We start from the raw sequence: 22,996 nt of genomic DNA on the forward strand, positions 1-22,996 counted from the left end.
TATTTGGTCATCTATATTATAGATATAGAATAATATTAGGAATCTACATCTACACTATATATTTAGTCTTTTTTTGATAAAGCAAGTATTAAAGTCGCTAATTCTTTTTTCTCTGCGGTACTTAAGCCGGAGACTCTCTCTTTTGCGATCAGTTCATCTTGCCTTTGGGCGAGTATATTATCATACAACTCTCTTAAAGTATGTGAAAATGTTGCATCTATTTGCTCATCTTGATAATGACACTCCCATGTTGATAAACGAATTAATTGTTTATAAAACGGTCTATCTATAAACTCTGTTAATATTTGTGCTGTTGTTATATTAGGGTGACGTTGGCATAATTCAAGTAATTCAATAAAGATCTCTATACCTGCCATTTTAACTTGACGAATCACATTTATATCAGAAACTTGCTCAGCAAGATTAGGGTATTGAAGTAATAAACCGATCAAAATACGCATCGTAGTTAGTTTCATTTGTGATACAGGCGCTTTTTCATTTGCCTTATCATCACCTTTAGATCGATTTTCAAGCATTAATTGTTCTAGTTGAGAGACATCAAGTAAACCTAAATAATTACCAAGTTGTTGTAATAAATTTAATCTAAAGGTTTTTGCCTTAATTTGATCAAGTAACGGTAAAGCTAGCGAGCTCAATTTAGCTTTTCCTTCGGGTGTTTTTAAGTCGACCTGTTTTAAAATCTCATCAAATAAAAATTTTGATAAATTTGAGGCTTCACTTAAATAATTTTCAAACCCCTCTTTACCAATTTTACGCACAAGACTATCTGGATCTTCATCTTGAGGCAAAAATGCAAAAGCAATTTTTTTACCATCGATTAAACAAGGCAATAACACATTAAGTGCTCGCCAGGCTGCACTTCGCCCTGCGTTATCACCGTCATAACAAAATATTACCGAATCGGTTGCTCTAAACAATAATTTAATATGCTCTTCAGATGTTGCCGTACCTAAAGCAGCTACAGCATAATCAATACCATATTGGGCAAGTGACACCACATCCATATAACCTTCAACAACGATCAATTGCTGAGGATTACGATTAACTTCTAGCGTTTCATAAAATCCGTAAAGTTGAAAGCCTTTATGAAAAATCGGCGTTTCTGGGGAATTCATATATTTTGCCGGATCATTAATGATAGTTCGACCACCAAATGCTATAACATTTCCTTGTCTATCACGAATAGGAAACATAATTCGCCCACGAAAGCGGTCATATTGATTACCACTATCATTGGTAACTAACATGCCAGCTTGTTCATAAAGTTCTTCTTCGGCTTTTGTTTTAACTACATTTTGTAAAGTTAATCGCCAATCATTAGGCGAAAATCCAATTTTGTAGCGTTGTATAATTTCGTCGTTAAGTCCTCGTTGCTTAAGATATTTTTGAGCATTAATGGATGTTGGCAATGTTAATTGTTGCTGATAAAAAGCTGTGATTTTATCCATTAAAGCATACAAATCACGACGAACATTTCGAGACGCAATATGTTTTGATTGATCGATTTGATTGTTTTCGTTGTCGACATAAGGGATCCGAATCCCCTGCATACTAGCCAATTCTTCAATTGCTTCAGGAAAAGATAGGTGCTCATATTGCATTAAAAAATTAACAACAGATCCCGATGCGCCACAGCCAAAACAGTAATAGATCTGTTTTTTTTCATTAAGCGAAAAAGAGGCTGTTTTCTCATCATGAAAAGGGCAACAACCAAAATAATTATTCCCTTTTTTTTTCATTTTAACCCGTTTACTAATCACATCAAGAATGTTAGTTCGAGCAATTAGATCTAAGATGAAATCGCGAGGAATAAGACCTTTCATGATAAAATTTTAACCAATTATGGTGTTATAGAAAGACAACAAGCCGTATTAAAAATACGGCTTGTTAGAATTCTTTATATTAAAAAGGTAATAAATTGATTTTTAATATCAATTCTAATTTTCAGTATAAATAATCTCGAAAATATTAATATAGACGAGTACGACGAGCGTTTTCTCTTTCTAATTTTTTAGCATGACGCTTAACCGCAGCTGCTTTTGCGCGTTTACGAACTGTGGTTGGTTTTTCGTAAAATTCACGATTACGAACTTCCGCTAAAATTCCTGCTTTTTCGCAAGAACGCTTAAAACGACGTAATGCTACATCAAAAGGTTCATTTTCACGTACTTTAATTACTGGCATGTGCCTCTCACCTCAAATTTGTTTAATATCACAAGGGAATAAATTAGTGCGCAATTTTACCTCTAATCAATATATCTTGTAAAGTAAAAAATAGAATTATTGTAACAAAGCAAATTAATTTGCTAATCAACATATAGCATCAGATAATAAATAAAATCTATAAAAATAATTAGGAGTTTTTTATGCCATCATTAATAACTGGACTATATCCCCATCGCCGCTTACGTCGTAATCGTACTCATGAATTTAGTCGGCGTATGCTTGCTGAACATAGTTTAACGGTAAACGATTTAATTTATCCAGTTTTTATTATTGAAGGTAATAATGTTACAGAACCTGTAACTTCAATGCCAAACGTTAATCGAATGAGTATTGATATTCTATTAAAAGAAGCAGAGCAAGTAGCCAAATTAGGAATTCCGGTTCTTTCTCTATTTCCCGCTATTGAAGCATCAAAAAAATCTTTATTAGCGCAAGAAGCATATAACGAGAATGGATTAGTACCAAAAGCTGTTCGAGCACTAAAAAAAGAATTTCCAGAGCTAGGAGTACTAACTGATGTTGCGCTAGATCCTTATACCACGCATGGACAAGATGGTATTATTGATGAACAAGGTTATGTACAAAATGATATCTCGGTTGAAACGTTAGTTAAACAGGCGTTAATACAAGCCCAAGCAGGTGTCGATATTATTGCCCCAAGCGATATGATGGATGGACGCATTGGCGCAATACGTAATGAACTCGAAAAACATGGCTTTACTAATACACAAATTATGGCTTATTCAGCTAAATATGCATCTTGTTTTTATGGTCCATTTCGTGATGCCGTTGGTTCAGCCCAAAATATAAAAGGTGGAAACAAAAAAACCTACCAGCTCGATCCTGCAAATAGTAATGAAGCATTACAAGAAATCTATCAAGATTTAAGTGAAGGCGCTGATATGGTCATGGTTAAGCCCGGCATGCCTTATCTTGATATTGTGCAAAAAGTAAAGGAAACCTTTGCTGTTCCTACTTTTGCTTATCAAGTTTCTGGCGAATATGCCATGTTAACAGCAGCAATTGAAAATGGTTGGTTAGATGAAAAATCGGCTATTATGGAGTCTTTGCTCTGTTTTAAACGTGCAGGCGCTGATGGTATTTTAACCTATTTTGCCAAACAAGTGGCTGAATGGTTACACCAATAAGAATAATATTTATTCAACACAAGTAATTACTGCTCTTTCTAAATTGGAAGGAGCATTTTAGTTACCGCTCTAACATATCATGCATATAAAAATTGTATTATAGCTCATATTATTTAGCCGTATGTATCCTTTTTGTTTTTGTATCGACAATACAAAATTAATACTTAAAAATAAGTTAGCATTTATAAGAGGTTAGTGATTTTACTTTACATAAAATGTAAAAAAGTTTCAGGAATGCTATATGTTTATGTAAAAAAATGATAATATTTAATCAGATAAGTAATAAGGAAATAAAAAATGATTGATGAGCTGATACCAAATGAATTACATGATGAATTTAAAGCTTTTCGTCATGAACTACAAAAAATAATATTGCAACATGCAGAATCTTGCCCTTTTTGCAAAAAAATAGAATTTTATATCATTCGTTCAAAACCAACTAAAACATATCATTGCAAAAACTGCCATAAATATTTTACCGCTTCAACTAATACGCCATTCAATCGCTTAATACCATTTAATTGGTTGGAAACAATATTTACTAGCCGTATAAAAAATATTAGCTATACCAATATTGCTAGAAATCTTGAAATTTCATTCGAAAAAGTAATGCGCCGAGAACGTGCGATTATCAATTATCTTCAAACTTATTACCCATTATTACATAAGTGGTATACACAACAAAAACAAGCCACATTAATTCCAATCTTAGCAGAACAATATAAAACGATAAAAGCAAAAGTCACAACTTTACTAAATGAACAAAACCCAACCTGTATACATTGTGATTCTAACGAAACCGCCAAAATTGGAACTCGTACTTGCTATCGCTGTAAACGCTGTAGAAATAGTTTTAATATTGTAGGCAATACTAGCTTAAATCGTATTCCTAAACCTGAATTATGGTTACAATTTATCGATCTGCTTGTTTTGGATAAAAATAATTCACAAATAGCAACAATACTTAGTTTACACAGTGATACTGTACATAAATGGCGTTCAATTTGGTGCAACATGATGAGATATTGGCATTGTGAAGCGCTGGCCACTTGGTGTGAACATAAATAATTACTCAATTTTACGTTTTATTATAAATATTTTTAAACAATAGGATAAGTGGGAATCAGTTTTATGAAAAAGAATATTTTATCCATATGTGTCATTAGCAGTGTATTATTAATTACTGGTTGTGACGATAAGAAAATACCTGATAAAAAAATATCAGAACAATCATTTGCTCAATTACCAACAGCAGTTATTAATAGTTATCTTTTTCATACTGAACCAGAGCTATTACCAAATAATAAATTAATTAAACAACAAAAAATAATGGGAAGTGGGTCAAATAAAATCATCAACTACAATATACAAGGCTATGTTGCTAATTATGATTTAGATGGTCTTTATGGCGAAGTGAATTATGATTCGGCTAAGTATATTTACGGTAATAATCGAGAGAAATATAATATTACTTTTGATACAAAAAAAAATATCCTTACAATGCAAGATAGTGACGGTGATATTGTCGCTAATTCTGAGTTTGATGAGCAAGGACATTTAGTTGAAACAACTTTAACTCATTTTGCTGGGAATAATGTTATTTTTAACAACCAGATTATATATGAAAATAACCGTGTAGAACTTGTCTCATATAATGCCTATGTTCCAGTTGATGATAAAACAAAGTTTCCAATTTTAGCTCAACAAAAAGAGATCATTTATAATACAAATAACCAAGTAGAAAAGACCATTACCAAAACATATAAGTTAACCTCAAATGGTGAGATCATTATTAATAACCAAAATGAACAAGAAGTTGAATTAACTGAAACCTGTACTTACGACAACTACAATGAAAATCAAGATTGGACTAAAGCCATTTGTGTCAAAACAGGGGTTGAGTCAGGAACAGTTGAGCTAACTCGTACTATTGAGTATCAATAAACCTAACGCCTATTGATAGTAAAGTGAATATGGTTAATTTTGCCCTAATTCATCATATTCACGACACAAAGCAATCGTCTCTTCTATTAAACGTCTTGCAATAGTGCCATATTCAGGAATTTTAGGCAACTGTGTATAATGGTACCAATTTGCCTCAACAAGCTCGTTTTTATCTACTATTATTTCACCACTATCATAATCAGCTAAATAAGCCATCATTAGTGAATTTGGGAAAGGCCAAGGCTGGGAGCCAATATAACGGACATTTTTAATTTTAAGCTTCGACTCTTCAAAAACTTCACGCTCAACAGCTGTTTCCATGGTTTCACCAATTTCAGTAAACCCTGCTAAAACAGTATATAAATTATCTTTATTATGCCTAACATGCTTGGCTAACAAAATTTTATTTTGATGGCGAATTGCCACAATAATTGATGGCGAAATTTGTGGGTAATAACGCTCTTTGCAGTGAGCACACATACAACACCATTCTGTGCTACTAATATACATTTCATGCCCGCAATATCCACAATATTTATGGGAACGATAAAATTCAGAAAGTTGCACAGCTCGACCAGCCATATTAAATAAAGATAGATCACTGCTATCAAGTAATGAACGAATTGAGCTCATAGCATTTTTCATATCATGACAAATCAACCACGCAGTCTGTCCATTCCATTCACCAATTGGTTGAGCACGTTGATTTGTAAAACCTAACTCCTTAGCGCAACCTACAGGCACTTCGCCATTTGGTAACCATAACCGACCATTAGCACTCACAAACCAATAACCTATTTCACTACCTATTAAATTAAATTGTTGCTGTATATTCATTATAACCACCCAAAATGAAAAAGGAGGATTTTACCCCTCCTTTATTTATATTATTTCTTTTTCTTTTCGTGAAGTCCTTTTTTCTCAAGTTCCCAGTAGATAATGCGCTGCTGAGCAATTGTGAATAAATTACTAACAATATAATATAAAACCAAGCCTGATGGAAACCACAAGAAAAATACCGTAAAGATTAATGGCATGTAAGTCATCAATTTTTGTTGTAATGGATCAGTGGCTGGTGTTGGTGACATCTTCTGAATTAAGAACATGGTCCCACCCATCAATAATGGTAGGATATAATATGGATCTTGCGCTGATAAGTCATGAATCCAAAGTGCAAATGGCGCATGACGCAGCTCAACCGTATTACCTAACATATAGAACAAAGACAAGAAAATTGGCATTTGAATAAGCAATGGCAAACACCCACCTAATGGGTTCACTTTTTCTTGTTTGTAAAGCGCCATTGTTTCTACACTCATTTTTTGTCGATCATCACCATAACGCTCTTTCAAGGCTTGTACTCGAGGTTGTAATAGTTTCATCTTAGCCATAGAACGATATTGGGCACGTGTTAATGGGAACAAAACACCACGTACAATAAATGTAATAACTATAATTGCAAAACCCCAGTTACCAATAAAACTATGGATAAACTTCAGTAAGTAGAATAAAGGTTGCGACAAAAACCATAACCAACCATAGTCAACAACTAAATCTAGGTGGTTAGCTGTCTCTTTTAATTGGCTTTGAATTTCTGGGCCCAACCACAATTTTGCACCAATCGTTTCTGTATGTCCAGGTTGAATAACGGTGGGTTCACCTTTGAAGCCAATAGCTGCTTGGGTGTTTTTAACCGATGTACGGGAATAAAATAAAGTATTTTTATCCTGAGCTGGCACCCATGCCGATGCAAAATAGTGCTGCAACATCGCAATCCAACCAGTTTGGGTTTCAACAGCTAATGCTTTATCTTTAATATCATCAAAACTATATTTACTATAGTTAGTACTAGAACTAGAGTAAGCCGTACCACGGAATGCACTTTGACCTAAACCACCACCACCTTCGGTTGGGATATCCTCAGGTAATTTAATGGTTTGTTTTAGTTGACCGTACATTGCAATCTCAATCGGAACGCCACTTTGGTTATTAATATCATATTGAACATCAACCGCATAATTACCACGATGCAACACATAATATTTAGTATAAGTAACACCATTAACTTGATAAGTTAATGGTACTCGTAATTCATCTTGGCCATCAGCTAAAACATATTCGGCTTGTGTAGCTTGATAGATGGGACGTTTTGAGCCTTGCATCGCATTATCAGGACCGTCTTTACCCGTTAAACCACTTTCCGCAATATAAATAAAATCAGGGCGAGAGGTTAATAATTGAAAAGGTGTACCTGAGTGAAGTTTTTGCTCATATTTTAATAATTGAGCAGCTTGGACATCACCGCCATAAGTATTAATAGTGAGTGACAATACGTCAGATTTCACGGTGATTGTTTTACCTTGTGTTGAACCATCGATAGAATCATCACTGGCTGATTGCGCCAACTGATTAGCGATAGGTGGTTTTGGTGCATGGTCTTCTTCCCACGCTTTCCAAATAAAAAAAGATATAAAAAGTAAAACAATGACTAAAATATTACGTTGCGATCCCATTAGTGTTTTTCTCTATTGGTTTTAGTTTTGGGAGGAACAAGATCTTCTCCTCCTTCATGTAAAGGGTGACATTTTAATACACGTTTCGCTGTTAGCCAACCACCTTTTATTAATCCAAAGCGTCTTAATGCAATTATTGCATATTGCGAACATGTCGGTGTAAAGCGACATTTAGGACCTAATAAAGGACTAATAACACGTTGATAAACACGAATAAAAAATACAAAAACATTAACTATCATATCCTTACATGCACAAACATGCAATTTGATAATCAATATAAATTTATTTAATCCTTTTGCTTGGCGATGATTCGTTGGCATAATTGATTAAGTGTTTCTACAATTTGTTGATTATCTAAATCTATAACCGGCTCTTTAGCCATCAGAATAAAATCAATATTAGGAAACTGATGTTGATGATGCCGAAAGTACTCTTTAGCAAGCCGCTTAATACGATTACGTTCGTGAGCTCGTTTTACCTGTTTTTTAGCGATAGCAAACCCTAATCGAGGATGATCTAAGGTGTTTTTTCGTGTAACTAAAGTAAGAAAAGGAGAGCCTACTCGAACAGACTCTTGAAAGACATGATTAAAATCAGAGGGAGTTAACAAGCGCAACTCCCGAGAAAAAGTGAGCTTAATCACCCAACTTTAAATTAGCTAGCAACAGTTAAACGAACACGGCCTTTAGCACGACGGCGAGCAAGAACTTGACGACCATTTTTAGTTGCCATACGAGCACGGAAACCGTGAGTTCTATTGCGTTTTAATACTGATGGTTGAAATGTGCGTTTCATGACGATTTATATCCAAATCTAATTTATCAACAAGGCGTAGAGTAAAAACTCCACAGCATTAATTAAAGAGGTCGGAATTATAGTGCCAATTTTGTTTTTCGTCAATGAGATTTTTACAGATAAATCCCATTAATATCTAATTACCATGCGATAAAATAAAATAGAGCAAATAACTTATAACATAATAATTTATAACGTAAAACATAATTAACTAATTCCAAAAAGTAAGTACTTGTTTACTTTTCTCGCCACCGATTTCGCGCGCTAATTTAGGTACTAAATAGCCTGATACTTTCTCGGCAAGTTGTTTCATAATAACTTTAGCGGACTCATCATCAACCCAAAAATGAGCTGCACCTTGTACTTTATCTAATAAATGAATGTAATAAGGTAAAATACCAACATCAAAAAGTCGATTACTTAACGTTGCCAACACATCGACATTATCATTCACGTTTTTTAACAAAACACTCTGATTAAGCACCGTCACGCCATGCTGTTTTAATAACGAAACCGCTTGAGCAACATCATCATCAATCTCGTTTGGGTGATTAATGTGAGTAATCACCACACATTGCAAGCGACTTTTAGCAAACAACTGACATAATGCAAAGGTAATACGCGACGGAATCACTACTGCTAAACGCGTATGAATGCGCAACCGTTTAACGTGAGGGATTTTTTCTAACTCGCTTATCAAAAACGCCATTTCATGATCTTTAGCCATTAACGGATCCCCCCCTGAAAGGATAATTTCATCAAGTTCAGGATGGTTAGCGATATATTCAAGTGCCACAGTAAGATTCTGCTTACTGCCTTGATTATCATGATAAGGAAAATGCCGCCGAAAACAGTAACGACAATTAATTGCACACCCCGTCTTTGTGATTAATAACGCACGGTTATGGTATTTATGCAGCAATCCCGGAATGGCATTATCCTGCTCTTGCAAGGGATCATGACTATAGCCCTTTACATTTAACAGCTCCTCTTCATGACAAAGCACCTGTAACAAAAGCGGATCAGCGTTATCACCCTTTTTCATTCGGCAAATAAACGCCATCGGTACACGAAGTGGAAACCGCTTTCTTGCCTGCAACATCGGGCTCGAAATTGTGTCAGTATTCAATCCTAAATAAGAATATAAAACTTTGATATCTGTCACAACATTAGCAAGATCAACAATCCATTTATCTTTATTATTTGGTAGTTCAATTTTTTGCTGTATAATATGGGTCATTTTTGTAATTCAGAATTTTAGTTGGAGCTTTTATGGCGTCTTATAGTACAAATGAGTTTAAAGCCGGTCTTAAAATAATGCAAGATGGCGAACCATGCGTTATTGTTGAAAATGAATTTTACAAGCCGGGTAAAGGGCAATCTATTAACCGAGTAAAAATTAAAAAATTACTTTCAGGCAAAACTGTCGACAAAACATTCAAATCTGGCGAATCTGTTGAAGCTGCTGACGTGGTTGATATGAATCTAACTTATCTTTATACCGACGGTGAGTTTTGGCACTTTATGAACAACGACACATTTGAGCAACTTTCTGCTGACGCAAAAGCCGTTGGTGACAATGCAAAATGGCTAGTTGATCAAGCTGAGTGTATTTTAACATTATGGAACGGCCAACCAATTGCGGTCACACCACCAAATTTTGTTGAACTTGAAGTGATCGAAACCGATCCTGGCTTAAAAGGTGACACAGCTGGCACTGGTGGCAAACCTGCAACATTATCAACAGGTGCTGTTGTTCGTGTGCCGCTATTTGTACAAATTGGTGAAATCCTTAAAGTGGATACGCGTTCCGGTGAATACGTATCACGCGTTAAATAAGTTAACTTTTATCGAAAAAGAGAGGTTTTTAACCTCTCTTGCCTACCTAAATAGCTTAATTTCTTTTTTAAAACAATCTTCAAAATGGTCATTGACTAACCCCATAGATTGCATAAATGCATAACAAATGGTGGAACCAACAAAACTAAAGCCTTTCTTTTTAAGTGCTTTTGACATTTTGTCGGATATTTCAGTGCTAACTGGAAGTTCGCTTTTGTCTTTGTAATGGTGAATGATCGGTTTACCATCAACAAAAGACCAAATAAATTGAGAAAAGTCTTCATGATTTTTTTGCATCAATAAATAAGCTTGGGCATTTTTGATTATACTATTGAGCTTTAATCGATTGCGTATTAATCCTTTGTTCTGCATAAGTAATTCAATATCTTGTGCAGTTAGTTGGACAATTTTTTCAGGATTAAAATCAAAAAAACAACGGCGATACTCGTTTCGTTTTTTCAGTACCGTAATCCAAGATAATCCCGCTTGCTGCCCTTCCAAGCAGATTTTTTCAAATAACTTAAGGCTATCATATTGAGGCGTGCCCCATTCGTTATCATGATAAGCAATATAGAGTGGATCGTTTGTAACCCAACTGCAACGTTGTACTTTTTGATTTGTCATTAAATGCTCCTTTTGGATTAACCACATGATAAATGATAAGATAGATTATCCAATAAAATATAAATAATTTAAGATGATAAATCAAATATGCAGTTTAATGTTATTCATTAAATTTTTTTATGATGAAAAAAAGACTTTTTTTGTGGCAAAATGGTGACTCTTTATAAGGTCAGTCAAAAAGATACATTTTATTGATTTTCTATCTCAATTTAACAATAAGAATAAGGTTAGTTCATGAATCAGTTTCAAAACAATGTACAATGGCAACCCAATGCACGGCCATTAAATAGTAAGGATTTAAAAACATTAGTGTTATCGTCTTTAGGCGGTACGCTCGAATTTTATGATTTTGTTATTTACGCACTTTATATTGATACCATCGTTAAACCACTATTTTTGCCTCATACATTATCTCCTTTAACGTTAGATCTTTTTGCTTGGGGTATTTTTGCTGCTGGTTATTTAGTTCGCCCTGTGGGAGGTATTATTATGGCGCATTTTGGTGATAAAGTGGGACGTAAAAAGATGTTTACCCTAAGTGTCGCAATGATGGCATTACCGACGTTTATCATCGGGATTTTACCCACTTATGAAATGATCGGCATTTTTGCACCGCTATTGCTTTTAGTTATGCGCATGTTGCAAGGTGCCGCCATTGGTGGAGAAATGCCAGGAGCTTGGGTATTTATTGCCGAGCATGTACCAAAGCAACGTTATGGACTTGGTGTCGGCACATTAACATCTGGGATTACAGGCGGTATTTTACTTGGTTTTATTGTCACCATTATTATTGATCTATGCTTTACTAAGCAAAATATCTTAGATTATGCATGGCGTATTCCGTTTATTATTGGCGGTATTTTTGGGGTGATTTCAGTTTATTTGCGTCGTTTTTTATCAGAAACACCTATTTTTAAGGAATTAGCCGCTCGCAAAGCGATTGAAAAAAACATCCCTGTTGTTACTGTACTACAAAAACACAAAACCGCTTGCCTGATTGTTGCATTGTTAACATGGTCATTGTCCACAGCAATTATGGTGGGAATTTTAATTACGCCGGGGCGTATAGTTGGCAATATGTATCATTTTGCTAACCTTGATTGGCGGATCGGTGGTTGTATTGCAGCTTTAACTTTAACATTAGGTTGTATTATTTTTGGTTGGTTAGATGATAAACTTGGCTCTACAAAAACCGTAGTTATTTGTTGGGGTGGGCTTGCTATTTCTAGTTTGTGTTTTTATAGTTCTTTATCGCCTGATATGTCTATCACCAAACTTTATTTGATTTGGGCTGTATTTGGGCTTTTTATTGGTTCTGTCGCTATGACACCAATAATTGGAACAAGAACGTTTCCACCAGCAATCCGCTATTCAGGTCTGTCGTTTTCTTATAATTTAGCTTATGCGTTATTTAGTGCCATTACGCCAACGTTAACACTTTATCTATTAAGTCCTGAACATTTATTAGGAAAGTATAGTTATTTGGGAGCAGGTATTTACATCTCTTTTGTGGCATTAATTGCAGTAGCGGTCGGTTTTTATCCATTAGCCAAAAATGGTTGGCGTAATCAATCGACCAATTAATCAATAAAAAATAAAAAAGCAGGACAATTGCCTGCTTTTTATTTTTGCAATCATGATTAAATTAACGCATAGTAACAAATTCTTCAGCAGCTGTTGGGTGAATAGCAACGGTATTATCAAAGTCTTTTTTCGTTGCACCCATTTTTAGTGCTACCGCAAAGCCTTGTAACATTTCGTCCATGCCATAACCAATACCATGAATGCCAACAATTTTTTCGTTATCCCCGACACAGACTAATTTCATTCTACAAGGCTGGCGGTGCGTTGTTACTGCGGTGTACATAGCAGTAAAAGTAGAGGTATAAACTTTGACATTTTGTTTACCAAATTGCTGTATAGCTTCTGGTTCAGTTAAGCCCACTGTTCCAATAGCAGGGTGGGTAAATACCACTGTTGGAATATTGCTATAATCTAAATGTTCATCAGGCTTATTGTTAAAAAGCCTTTCTGATAAGCGGCGACCGGCTGCAACAGCAACGGGCGTTAATGCCATAGCCCCTGTGTCATCACCAACAGAATAAATACCCGGCACATTGGTGTTTTGGTATTTATCTACAACAACAAAGCCTTTATTATCAACGTGAATACCTGCGGCATCTAAGTTCATATCATCAGTTGCTGGCTGACGCCCTATCGCCCAAATAAGGCAATCTACTGTGTGACTTTCGCCATTTTCTAGTGTTAAAGTTAACGATTCATCACTATTTTTAGTAACAGATTTTGGAATGGCAAAAGTGTGAAGTTGTTGCCCTTCTGTTTTAATGACTTCCATTAAAGTTTCAATAATTAATGGGTCAAAAGTGCGCAATGGTGTGGCATGACGAATAAATTGGTGCGTTTGCGCGCCAAGCGCATGCAATACGCTAGCAATTTCACAAGCAATATAGCCAGCCCCAACAACTGCAACCCGTTTAGGTAATGCGTTTAGCGCAAAAAAACCATCCGATGTAATGCCATATTCTGCACCAGGAATATTAGGAATGGTTGGTTTACCACCAACAGCGATCAATATGTGATCGGCACTATACTGCTGACCATTAACTTCAACAGTATGAGCATCAACAAATTTAGCATAGCCTTGAATCACATCAACATTATTATTAGTCAATACGCGATCATAAGATTGGTGAATTCGATCAATATAAGCGCTTCGGCTAGCAATTAATTTATCCCAACTAAATTGATTAATAGTCGTATCAAAACCATAATCAGGTCCATAATGATTAATCGCTTCGGCTATTTGTGCCCCATACCACATCACTTTTTTGGGAACACAACCAACGTTAACACATGTACCACCTAATAATTTTGCCTCAATAATTGCACACTTTTTACCATAAGATGCCGCTCGATTAACTGATGCAATCCCTCCACTACCACCACCAATGGCGATATAATCATAATGTTTGGTCATTAAATATCCTCTGTACTGATTTTTCTATATTGTGCACTAGCTTTACACAAAGTGAATAATAAAAAAAGTGTTAATTTTTAAATTTAATAATAGTTATTAACGATTGATTATTGTAATAATTGGTCTGCTTTTATTATTTTTAGTAATATAATTTGGCTCAATCAACAAAATATGATTTTGGATCGGCCACACTAATTCATACAACTTTTTTAAGGGGTAAGGTAAACTTATCACCACTAAAAAAGGAACAAATATGAATAAGATTAAACGCAAAAGACGAACATTCACAGATGATTTTAAACAGCAAATGGTCAGTCTTTATCAACATGGTAAATCACGTAGTGAAATCGTTGCAAAATAGGAATTGACACCATCAGCATTGGACCGTTGGATAACGCAAGCAAGCCAAAGCGGCTCATTTAAAACAAAAGATAATCGCAGTCCACAAGAACAAGAGTTAATCGCGTTGCGCAAAGCGCTTAAACAACTCCGTATGGAAAACGATATCATAAAGCAAGCAGCACTGATAATAGGGCGAAAATCGCTATCCTAAAAGCAAATCGACATCGTTATAGCATAACAAAACTATGTCAATATTTAGGATTATCAAGATATTATGCTTATTATTAGTGTAAATTGAATAGACAAAAATCACTAGGGCTTTATGCTAATAAAATCGTGACGCTATTTAATCGTAGCTATCAGCCTTATGGCACAAGGCGAATTCGTTTTGATTTACAGAAAGAGAATATTTGGGTGTCACGCCGTTACATTGCTCGGGTGATGAAAGCTTTATTGCTGGTATCAAAATACACCGTTAAACGTTATCAATCTCACACTACGGAAGTGAATGAAACCGCCACAGAAAATCACCTGCAACGACAATTTGATGTCGGTGATAAAAAACAAATTGTTGTTGCGGATTTAACGTATATTCAAGTTAAGCAACGTTGGAACTATTTATGTGTTTTAGTGAGGAGCAAGTTAAATCGTATCAAACTGGTGTTTTATTAGAGTAGATCCTTTAAAAAATATTTTTATAAAAAATAACAGCAGTCTCTATTTTTTAGATTTATAACGTTGAATAGCGCTAGTACGATTTTGTTCTTCTATCCAAGATAATTTTTCAGCATAATTTTTTTCTGCACCACGAGTTGTTGGGTGATAATATTTTGTATCAGCCATTTCTGGCGGAAAGTAATTTTCACCTGCCGCGAAAGCATTGGGTTCATCATGGGCGTAACGATACTCAGCGCCATAACCTAAGTTTTTCATTAAGCTTGTTGGAGCGTTGCGTAAATGCTCAGGAACATCGTAATCAGGTTTTGATTCGGCATCAGTCATTGCTTGTTTAAATGCAAGGTAAACTGCATTACTTTTTGGTGCACAAGCAAGATAGATGATTGCTTGTGCAATCGCACGTTCACCTTCAGCAGGACCAACTCTTGTAAAGCAGTCCCATGCGGCAAGCGCGACTTGCATAGCTCTAGGATCGGCATTACCAACATCTTCCGAGGCAATGGCTAATAATCGACGTGCAACATAAAGCGGATCCCCCCCAGCAGAGATAATTCTGGCATACCAATAAAGAGCGGCATCAGGTGCGGAACCACGTATTGATTTATGTACCGCAGAAATTAAATTGTAAAAACGATCGCCTTGATTATCGAATCTCGCACTACGTTCCCCCATAACTTCTTTGAGTAAATCAGGTGTAAGTTCATGCCCATCTGACATGTCAATTAATAGTTCAAGTGTGTTGAGTGCTCGCCTTGCATCACCACCGACAAATTCAGCAATTTGTTTTTTTGTTTCTTCGGGTAGATTGATGTTTTTATTACCATAACCACGGTTAGGATCGTCCATTGCCTGTTGTAAAATTTGCTCAATGTCATGGTTGGTTAATGATTTGAGCAAATAAACTCTTGCACGAGATAATAACGCAGAATTTAATTCAAATGATGGATTTTCAGTTGTTGCTCCAATAAACGTAACAGTACCGTTTTCGACATAAGGCAAAAACGCATCTTGTTGACTTTTATTAAAACGATGAACTTCGTCAACAAATAATATAGTGCGCATCCCTGCTTGCTGATTAATTTTAGCACGTTCAATTGCTTCACGAATATCTTTTATGCCAGATGTAACGGCAGAAACTCGTTCAACTTTAGCATTAGCATGATGAGCAATAATTTCAGCCAACGTTGTTTTGCCCGTGCCTGGCGGACCCCAAAGGATCATTGAGTGTAAATTTCCAGCTTCAATGGCTTTGGGTAGCGGTTTATCTTTCCCCAATAGATGAGATTGACCTATATATTCAGCTAGATTACGTGGGCGCATTCTAGCTGCTAATGGTTTAAATTCATCAGTAGAAAAATCAAAAGACATACTCGGCATGGCAGGTATTTATCCGCATTTATAAAATAAAATCTATTATATACTTGTTATTCATTAAGTGAAAAAAGAAAAGAAAATATCTTTCGCGACTAAAATAAAAACGGTAATATTTTGACCTTATAAACTAATCAACATATATTTAACATATTTTTGTAGAATAAATACCTAAGGATTGATTATGAAAAAGTTTTTACTGTTAATCGGAGTATTAGTTAGTTTATCAGCGTGGGCAAGCGATAAAGAATTATTACAACAACGTTTAGATAAAATTGACGGGTTTTATGCTAGGTTTTCGCAAGATGTGAAAACGGCTGATAATCAGCAAGTACAAGATGGCAAAGGTGATTTATGGGTGAGTAGACCTTACTATTTTAATTGGACGATGAATGAACCTGATGAAACCTCAATTATTTCTGATGGGAAGAATATGTGGGTATACACACCAGCAGTTCAACAAGTTAGCGTGATGGACTTGAAAAAAGCGGTTGATAACCGATTAATGTTACTTATTACTGATAGCCACAATTCCATTTGGGATGCTTATCATGTTACACGTAAGCAAAACTCATTTACACTTAAAGCGACTGATGGTTCTAATCAAGACTTTGTGATTTCGGTTTTACCAACTGGAATGATCTCAAATTTTACGATAATTGAAGAAGATGGTCAGCGTAGCTTTTATGACTTGTCTCATCAAAAACTAGGTAAAGTCGATCTAAATAAATTTAAATTTACCCCACCTGCAGGTGTAACTGTCGATGATCAACGTTAATTGATTTTACAATCCCAATTTTAAATTTTATAAATTTTCCAGTTAAAGGTGACAGTTAGCCCTGTTACCAAATTATATAATAAGCTGACTCAATTGCGTTTTGCCTGTTTTTAATCGGTATAATCCATTTTTTACAAGTGTGTTAATTTAGCCGTAGGAAAACGCCGATAGGTTACACTTCATGATTAAATTAATTCGCTAAAAACGCATAAGGTGTTTTACCAAAAGTTGCTTTATGCAGTTTATCTAAATAAACATTTATCTAATATCTAACAAACAGCAAAGACTGCGTTATTGTTGTTAAAAAGTTTCAGGAAAGCACCGTGTTTATGTAAAAAAATCAAAAAAATCAAATATTATCTAAATTGCTGTTTTAATTTATCTTCAATGGATTTTTTTACTTTAACCAACGTTTAATTCTATAACTGATGGTTTTATCACATTTGTTCTGACTACTTAAAGGACAAAAGCTTCAATCGGGGTTTCTTTAAGCATGTTATAAATGGTAGGAAGACTGACCATAAAACGTTTTGCCAAATCAGTGACCGTTATTTTTTCTTTATGATATAAGCGCCCTATCGCTTGTTTGTGATAGGGTGTTAGTTTTGTTTTTTATGGATATTTATTACAGTCGTTTCTCGAATAACAGTAAACAACGTGAGCAATTGCTACAAGTAACTTATTGACAGCTAGTATATAATATAAAAAAATAATAGTAATGTAGAGATAATTTTGATGGTTAGTCAAAACACAACCGCCCAAAGCAAAATGCTAATAGAACAGTTTTTAGATTCATTATGGTTAGAAAGAAATCTTGCAGAAAATACTATTGAATCTTATAAACTTGATTTGTTAGCATTAAACCAATCCTTACAACAACAAAATACTACACTTTTAATAGCTCAAACGATTGATTTACAAAAATTTTTAATGCAACGAGTAGAGGATGGATATAAAGCAAGTAGTTCAGCACGCTTACTTAGTGCAACCAAACGATTTTTTCAGTATTTATATCAAGAAAATTACCGAACCGATGATCCATCAGCAGTATTGTCATCACCCAAACTACCTAAAAAGTTGCCTAAAGATTTAACTGAATCACAAGTTAGTGCTCTACTTGAATCTCCTAGTATAGAAGATCCTATCGAACTTAGAGATAAAGCCATGTTAGAAGTGCTTTATGCAACAGGTTTACGCGTGTCAGAGCTAGTAAACTTAGAAATGAGTGATATTAGCTTACGACAAGGAGTTATAAGAGTTATTGGAAAAGGGAATAAAGAACGTTTAGTACCACTAGGTGAAGAAGCTGTTTATTGGCTTGAATATTATTTAAAATATGCCCGAAACGATCTTTTAAAAAATAGCGCTATTGATGTACTATTTCCGAGTCGATTAGGCAAAAAAATGACACGACAAACCTTTTGGCATAGAATAAAATACTATGCCATATTGACTGGCATTAATGTTGAAGCTCTTTCACCGCATGTTGTTCGGCACGCTTTCGCAACCCATTTACTTAATCATGGGGCGGATTTGCGTGTTGTGCAAATGTTGCTTGGACACAGTAGTCTATCAACAACACAAATTTATACACATGTAGCAACAGAAAGATTAAAACAGTTACATAGCAAACATCATCCTCGAGCATAATGCTCGAAAAAATAAGGATAATTAAATGAAAAAATTAGTTTTAGGTTTAGGTTTAGCGTTAATATCAACTACCGTACTAGCTAATAATACCGATATTATTAATACAATGGCTAAATTAGGCTACAGTGATAAAGATATTAAAATTACAAATAGCCCTGTAAACGGTCTAAAAAGTGTTGACACACCTGATGGGGTTTTTTATGTCACAAATGATGGTAAATACTTAACTCAAGGCCCTATTTATAATTTTCAAAGTGATAAACCTGAAAATATCGCTAATAGCTACAATCTTAAGTTAATAAAATCAATTGAAAACGATGCTATCGTTTACAAAGCCAAAAATGAAAAATATATCATTTCAGTCTTTACTGATTATACTTGTCATTACTGTAAACTACTACACGAAAATATCGATAAATATTTAGAAGCAGGTATTTCAGTGCACTATTTTGCATTTCCTAGGGCTGGTGCTGATAGTGATGTGGGTAAAAATATGCAATCTATTTGGAGTATGACTAACCGAAAGGCAGCATTTGAAAATGCGTATAAAGGCAATACTATTACTCCTGCTAATAGTATGGTTCCTTATGTAACACAACAATTTAATGTTGGTAAAAGACTTGGAATTAATGGTACACCTGCAATTATTTTACCTAACGGGCAGTTGGTTTCTGGCTTTGTACCTGCTGATAAATTAATTGGAATTTTAGATAAAAATAACTAAATAACAATTAGTAACTTATCACTTGTTGAAAATTGAAATATAACGACAAAATACATGCTAGTGCCAATACGCTAGCATATAAAATATGAAAAAAAATAAATTAAAACATCGTAAATTATCAGGATTGCATCCAAAGTTTTCTGATGATATCCCATTATTGTTACAACGAATTTATGCTTTACGTGGCGTTACTAGTATGCAAGAGCTTGACTACGCTACACGTAATTTATGTAATTACGATAAACTAGATGGTATAAAAAAAGCCGTTGAAATTCTTTATTTAGCGATGAAGAATAATGAAAAAATCATAATTGTTGGTGATTTTGATACAGATGGAGCAACAAGTACGGCTTTAATCATCAAAGCACTTAAAAATATGGGGTGCCAGTTTGTTGATTATATCATACCTGATCGCTTTGAAGATGGTTATGGATTAAGCGTTTCAATTGTAAAAAAAGCTATTTTACAAAATGCACAGCTTATTATTACTGTTGATAATGGTATTTCTGCCATTGAAGCTGTTGATTTTGCTAAACAATCAAACTTATTTGTTATTATTACTGATCACCATTTATGTCCAGAACAATTACCCAATGCAGATGCGATAATTAATCCTAATTTACCCAATTGCGATTTTCCATCTAAGCATTTAGCAGGAGTGGGTGTAGCTTTTTATTTTATGCTTGCTTTACGTGCAAAATTACGTAAAGAAAATTGGTTCACTGATAATAATTTGACCGAATATAATGTAACAAATTTACTCGATTTAGTGGCACTAGGTACGATTGCTGACGTAGTTAAACTAGATCACAATAATCGTATTTTAGTATACCAAGGCGTGAATAGAATTAGAGCAGGCTATTGTAGCGAAGGAATCAAAGCCTTATTACATGTAGCCAAAAAGGAGCCTGCTAGTGTTACTTCAACAGATTTAGCTTTTTATATTGCACCTAGATTAAATGCTGCTGGCAGAATGGATAATATGACATTAGGTGTCGAATTGTTGCTTTGTGATAATTATGATTTAGCAATCAGCAAAGCAACCGATCTTGATAACCTCAATAGCGATAGAAAATTGATTGAGCAAACGATGCATCAAGAAGCTTTATTATTTATTGATGAAATTGAAAAACAAAACATATCAATTCCTAGCTTACTGGTTTTTCATCACCCTGAGTGGCATCAAGGTATTATTGGTATTTTATCTTCACGTTTAAAAGATAAATATCATCGGCCTGTTATATCTTTTGCTTCCACTCAAGACGGTTTTTTAAAAGGTTCTGGGCGCTCAATTAAGGGAGTTCATTTGCGTGATCTTATGGATGAATTAAATCATCAACACCCTGATTTAATAGTAAGTTTTGGTGGTCACGCAATGGCAGTTGGATTAACCATACGAGAAGAAGATTTAGCGCGTTTTAGAAATAGCTTTGAGGCCCTTTTAAACACACGATTACATCCCGAATTACTAGATCCTATCATTGAAACTGATGGTGAAATAGATACTCAAGATTTTACTTATGCAATTGCCAAACAGTTAAAAGAATCAGGGCCATGGGGAGAAGGGTTTTATACGCCAATTTTTGATGGTGAGTTTATTATTCATCAACAGCGATTATTTGCTGATAAGCATCTGAAACTACTACTAGAACCTTTAAATGGAGGCCCACTCATCGAAGGCGTTTTTTTCAATGTGAATCGACAGCTATGGCCAGATCACTCAATAAAAAATGTAAAAGTGGTTTATCACTTAGATGTCGATGAATTTCGTGGCAATCAAGCTCCGCAATTAATGATTAAACATCTATGGCCTATCGCATAAGCAAGTGGAATGGATTATAATTACATAATTACGTTAAATTTACACCTAATTACTAGCTAAATTGACAATAGTTATCCAACATTACCAATATAAAAATTATACTACGTATTAAGGACTAAAAATGCATATTCATATTCTTGGAATTTGTGGCACATTTATGGCAGGGATTGCATTAATCGCCCGTTCTTTAGGTCATAAAGTAACTGGATCTGATAAAAATGTTTACCCACCAATGAGTACGCTTTTACAAAAAGAGCATATTGATATTATTGAAGGGTATGATCCATCACAACTGACGTCTACACCTGATTTAGTCATTATCGGCAATGCCTTATCAAGAGGAAATCCTTGTGTTGAATATATTTTAGATAATAATATTCCTTATATTTCAGCACCCCAATGGCTACATGATAATGTGCTATGCAACCGCTGGGTTATTGCGGTTGCAGGTACTCATGGTAAAACCACAACTGCAGGAATGGTCAATTGGATTTTAGAAAAACAAGGCTATAAACAAGGCTTTGTGATTGGTGGAGTACCGGGTAATTTTGAAGTTTCAGCAAGATTAGGCGAAGGCAACTTTTTTGTTATTGAAGCTGACGAATATGACTGCTCATTTTTTGATAAACGTTCAAAATTCATGCACTACTGCCCTAAAACACTTATCATGAATAATTTGGAATTTGATCATGCTGATATTTTTGATGATCTCAGTTCAATCCAAAAACAATTCCATCATTTAGTTCGTTTAGTGCCAAGCAAAGGGCTTATTATTTCTCCGCAAGAAGATATAAATTTAAAACCGGTATTGGCAAAAGGTTGTTGGAGTGAACAAACATTTACTGAATCAGAAACAGGTTGGTTAGCACACCGCATCAATAACGATGCAAGCCATTTTGCTGTTTACTATAAAAATCAAAAAGTAGGCGAAGTAGAATATTCATTAGTAGGCGAACATAATATGCATAATGCTTTAATGGCAATCGCAGCTGCTCATAACGTAGGAATTGCTCCTGCGGATGCTTGTTTAGCATTAGGCTCATTTGTCAATGCCAAAAGACGCTTAGAACTCTATGGGGAAGTTAATAATATCGAAATCTATGACGACTTTGCTCATCACCCAACAGCAATTTTAGCAACATTAGAAGCATTACGTAGCAAAACTGGAGCAAATCGTCGTATATTAGCTGTTCTCGAACCGCGTTCAAACACTATGAAATTAGGTGTATCTAAAGATGAGCTTGCTCCATCACTTGGCCGTGCTGACGAAATATTTATCTTTCAACCAGAACAATTGCCTTGGTTAGTTGCCGATGTCGTTGATGCTTGTATTCAACCTGCTCACTGGACGGGTGATATTGATTTACTGGTTGAAATGATCACAAAATCAGCTAAACCAACAGATGCTATCTTAATTATGAGCAACGGTGGTTTTAATGGCATCCATAAAAAGATTTTAGATAGTCTAGAAAAAAAGCAAATCAAAGCGCAAGAAGAACAACCATTAATTTAATAACAGT

Annotated in this window: 23 protein-coding genes; 12 read left to right on the plus strand and 11 right to left on the minus strand. The window is 34.9% G+C overall.

Annotation, left to right across the window (positions count from 1 at the left end; genetic code table 11):
* Window positions 1-62 precede the first annotated feature (62 nt).
* Together dnaG and rpsU are read right to left on the minus strand one after the other, a co-directional pair.
* Window positions 63-1,844, minus strand: a complete 1,782-nt coding sequence (dnaG, locus tag GQ590_RS00915) for a DNA primase (RefSeq protein WP_160405959.1) — start codon at window positions 1,842-1,844, stop codon at window positions 63-65.
* A gap of 145 nt (window positions 1,845-1,989) precedes the next feature.
* Window positions 1,990-2,205 carry a 30S ribosomal protein S21 gene (gene rpsU / locus GQ590_RS00920; protein WP_065635185.1) on the minus strand — a complete coding sequence of 72 codons (216 nt, stop codon included), beginning with the start codon at window positions 2,203-2,205 and terminating at the stop codon, window positions 1,990-1,992.
* 182 nt (window positions 2,206-2,387) lie between these two features.
* On the opposite strand from rpsU, the gene hemB reads away from it, so the two are divergent.
* The 3 genes from hemB to GQ590_RS00935 all read left to right on the plus strand — a co-directional run bounded on the left by hemB (window position 2,388) and on the right by GQ590_RS00935 (window position 5,339).
* The gene (gene hemB, locus GQ590_RS00925; protein WP_160405960.1) at window positions 2,388-3,395 is read left to right on the plus strand and encodes a porphobilinogen synthase; all 1,008 of its coding nucleotides are present in this window, start codon (window positions 2,388-2,390) and stop codon (window positions 3,393-3,395) included.
* Between the two features lie 297 nt (window positions 3,396-3,692).
* Window positions 3,693-4,463 carry an IS1 family transposase gene (locus GQ590_RS00930; protein WP_160405961.1) on the plus strand — a complete coding sequence of 257 codons (771 nt, stop codon included), beginning with the start codon at window positions 3,693-3,695 and terminating at the stop codon, window positions 4,461-4,463.
* 63 nt (window positions 4,464-4,526) lie between these two features.
* Entirely contained in the window at window positions 4,527-5,339 is an 813-nt protein-coding gene (locus tag GQ590_RS00935; protein ID WP_160405962.1) for a hypothetical protein, read from the plus strand.
* Window positions 5,340-5,372: 33 nt separating this feature from the next.
* On the opposite strand, the gene nudC is transcribed toward GQ590_RS00935, so the two are convergent.
* The 6 genes from nudC to epmB all read right to left on the minus strand — a co-directional run bounded on the left by nudC (window position 5,373) and on the right by epmB (window position 9,890).
* Complete coding sequence (gene nudC / locus GQ590_RS00940) at window positions 5,373-6,176, minus strand: NAD(+) diphosphatase (protein ID WP_160405963.1); 804 nt, start codon at window positions 6,174-6,176, stop codon at window positions 5,373-5,375.
* A 50-nt stretch (window positions 6,177-6,226) separates the two neighbouring features.
* Window positions 6,227-7,852: a membrane protein insertase YidC gene (yidC, locus tag GQ590_RS00945; RefSeq protein ID WP_160405964.1), complete on the minus strand. Its 1,626-nt coding sequence runs from the start codon at window positions 7,850-7,852 to the stop codon at window positions 6,227-6,229.
* Complete coding sequence (gene yidD, locus GQ590_RS00950) at window positions 7,852-8,094, minus strand: membrane protein insertion efficiency factor YidD (RefSeq protein ID WP_065635179.1); 243 nt, start codon at window positions 8,092-8,094, stop codon at window positions 7,852-7,854. Before yidD ends, yidC begins: the two co-directional genes overlap by 1 nt.
* Before the next feature lie 47 nt (window positions 8,095-8,141).
* Window positions 8,142-8,498 carry a ribonuclease P protein component gene (gene rnpA / locus GQ590_RS00955; RefSeq protein ID WP_160405965.1) on the minus strand — a complete coding sequence of 119 codons (357 nt, stop codon included), beginning with the start codon at window positions 8,496-8,498 and terminating at the stop codon, window positions 8,142-8,144.
* An 11-nt stretch (window positions 8,499-8,509) separates the two neighbouring features.
* A complete protein-coding gene (gene rpmH / locus GQ590_RS00960; RefSeq protein ID WP_025314679.1) occupies window positions 8,510-8,650 on the minus strand; it encodes a 50S ribosomal protein L34 in 141 nt (46 codons plus the stop codon).
* Window positions 8,651-8,861: 211 nt separating this feature from the next.
* Window positions 8,862-9,890, minus strand: a complete 1,029-nt coding sequence (gene epmB / locus GQ590_RS00965; protein ID WP_160405966.1) for an EF-P beta-lysylation protein EpmB — start codon at window positions 9,888-9,890, stop codon at window positions 8,862-8,864.
* Between the two features lie 32 nt (window positions 9,891-9,922).
* Between epmB and efp the strand changes: the two genes are divergently transcribed.
* Window positions 9,923-10,489, plus strand: a complete 567-nt coding sequence (gene efp, locus GQ590_RS00970) for an elongation factor P (RefSeq protein ID WP_034914965.1) — start codon at window positions 9,923-9,925, stop codon at window positions 10,487-10,489.
* 42 nt (window positions 10,490-10,531) lie between these two features.
* Here the strand turns inward: efp and GQ590_RS00975 are convergent, their stop codons facing one another.
* Window positions 10,532-11,113 carry a DNA-3-methyladenine glycosylase I gene (locus tag GQ590_RS00975; protein ID WP_160405967.1) on the minus strand — a complete coding sequence of 194 codons (582 nt, stop codon included), beginning with the start codon at window positions 11,111-11,113 and terminating at the stop codon, window positions 10,532-10,534.
* 234 nt (window positions 11,114-11,347) lie between these two features.
* Between GQ590_RS00975 and GQ590_RS00980 the strand changes: the two genes are divergently transcribed.
* Window positions 11,348-12,697, plus strand: coding sequence for an MFS transporter (locus tag GQ590_RS00980; protein ID WP_160405968.1), 1,350 nt, complete (start codon window positions 11,348-11,350; stop codon window positions 12,695-12,697).
* Window positions 12,698-12,758: 61 nt separating this feature from the next.
* Here the strand turns inward: GQ590_RS00980 and gorA are convergent, their stop codons facing one another.
* The gene (gene gorA / locus GQ590_RS00985) at window positions 12,759-14,111 is read right to left on the minus strand and encodes a glutathione-disulfide reductase (RefSeq protein WP_160405969.1); all 1,353 of its coding nucleotides are present in this window, start codon (window positions 14,109-14,111) and stop codon (window positions 12,759-12,761) included.
* 364 nt (window positions 14,112-14,475) lie between these two features.
* Between gorA and GQ590_RS00990 the strand changes: the two genes are divergently transcribed.
* A complete protein-coding gene (locus GQ590_RS00990; protein ID WP_160405970.1) occupies window positions 14,476-14,664 on the plus strand; it encodes a hypothetical protein in 189 nt (62 codons plus the stop codon).
* 83 nt (window positions 14,665-14,747) lie between these two features.
* The gene (locus tag GQ590_RS00995) at window positions 14,748-15,125 is read left to right on the plus strand and encodes an IS3 family transposase (RefSeq protein WP_160405971.1); all 378 of its coding nucleotides are present in this window, start codon (window positions 14,748-14,750) and stop codon (window positions 15,123-15,125) included.
* Window positions 15,126-15,170: 45 nt separating this feature from the next.
* On the opposite strand, the gene GQ590_RS01000 is transcribed toward GQ590_RS00995, so the two are convergent.
* Window positions 15,171-16,508, minus strand: coding sequence for a replication-associated recombination protein A (locus tag GQ590_RS01000; protein ID WP_160405972.1), 1,338 nt, complete (start codon window positions 16,506-16,508; stop codon window positions 15,171-15,173).
* Window positions 16,509-16,686: 178 nt separating this feature from the next.
* Between GQ590_RS01000 and lolA the strand changes: the two genes are divergently transcribed.
* From lolA to mpl, 5 genes are all read left to right on the plus strand, one after another.
* On the plus strand, window positions 16,687-17,280 hold the full coding sequence (gene lolA, locus GQ590_RS01005; RefSeq protein WP_160405973.1) for an outer membrane lipoprotein chaperone LolA: 594 nt from the start codon (window positions 16,687-16,689) through the stop codon (window positions 17,278-17,280).
* Window positions 17,281-18,015: 735 nt separating this feature from the next.
* Window positions 18,016-18,930, plus strand: coding sequence for a site-specific tyrosine recombinase XerD (gene xerD, locus GQ590_RS01010; protein WP_160405974.1), 915 nt, complete (start codon window positions 18,016-18,018; stop codon window positions 18,928-18,930).
* A 25-nt stretch (window positions 18,931-18,955) separates the two neighbouring features.
* Window positions 18,956-19,654 carry a bifunctional protein-disulfide isomerase/oxidoreductase DsbC gene (dsbC, locus tag GQ590_RS01015; protein WP_160405975.1) on the plus strand — a complete coding sequence of 233 codons (699 nt, stop codon included), beginning with the start codon at window positions 18,956-18,958 and terminating at the stop codon, window positions 19,652-19,654.
* Window positions 19,655-19,739: 85 nt separating this feature from the next.
* Complete coding sequence (gene recJ, locus GQ590_RS01020) at window positions 19,740-21,476, plus strand: single-stranded-DNA-specific exonuclease RecJ (RefSeq protein ID WP_160405976.1); 1,737 nt, start codon at window positions 19,740-19,742, stop codon at window positions 21,474-21,476.
* Window positions 21,477-21,597: 121 nt separating this feature from the next.
* Entirely contained in the window at window positions 21,598-22,989 is a 1,392-nt protein-coding gene (mpl, locus tag GQ590_RS01025; RefSeq protein ID WP_160405977.1) for a UDP-N-acetylmuramate:L-alanyl-gamma-D-glutamyl-meso-diaminopimelate ligase, read from the plus strand.
* Window positions 22,990-22,996: the final 7 nt, after the last annotated feature.

Origin of the sequence: Gilliamella sp. Lep-s35, from assembly GCF_009795845.1 — a bacterium.
In the GTDB taxonomy this organism is placed as follows: domain Bacteria; phylum Pseudomonadota; class Gammaproteobacteria; order Enterobacterales; family Orbaceae; genus Gilliamella.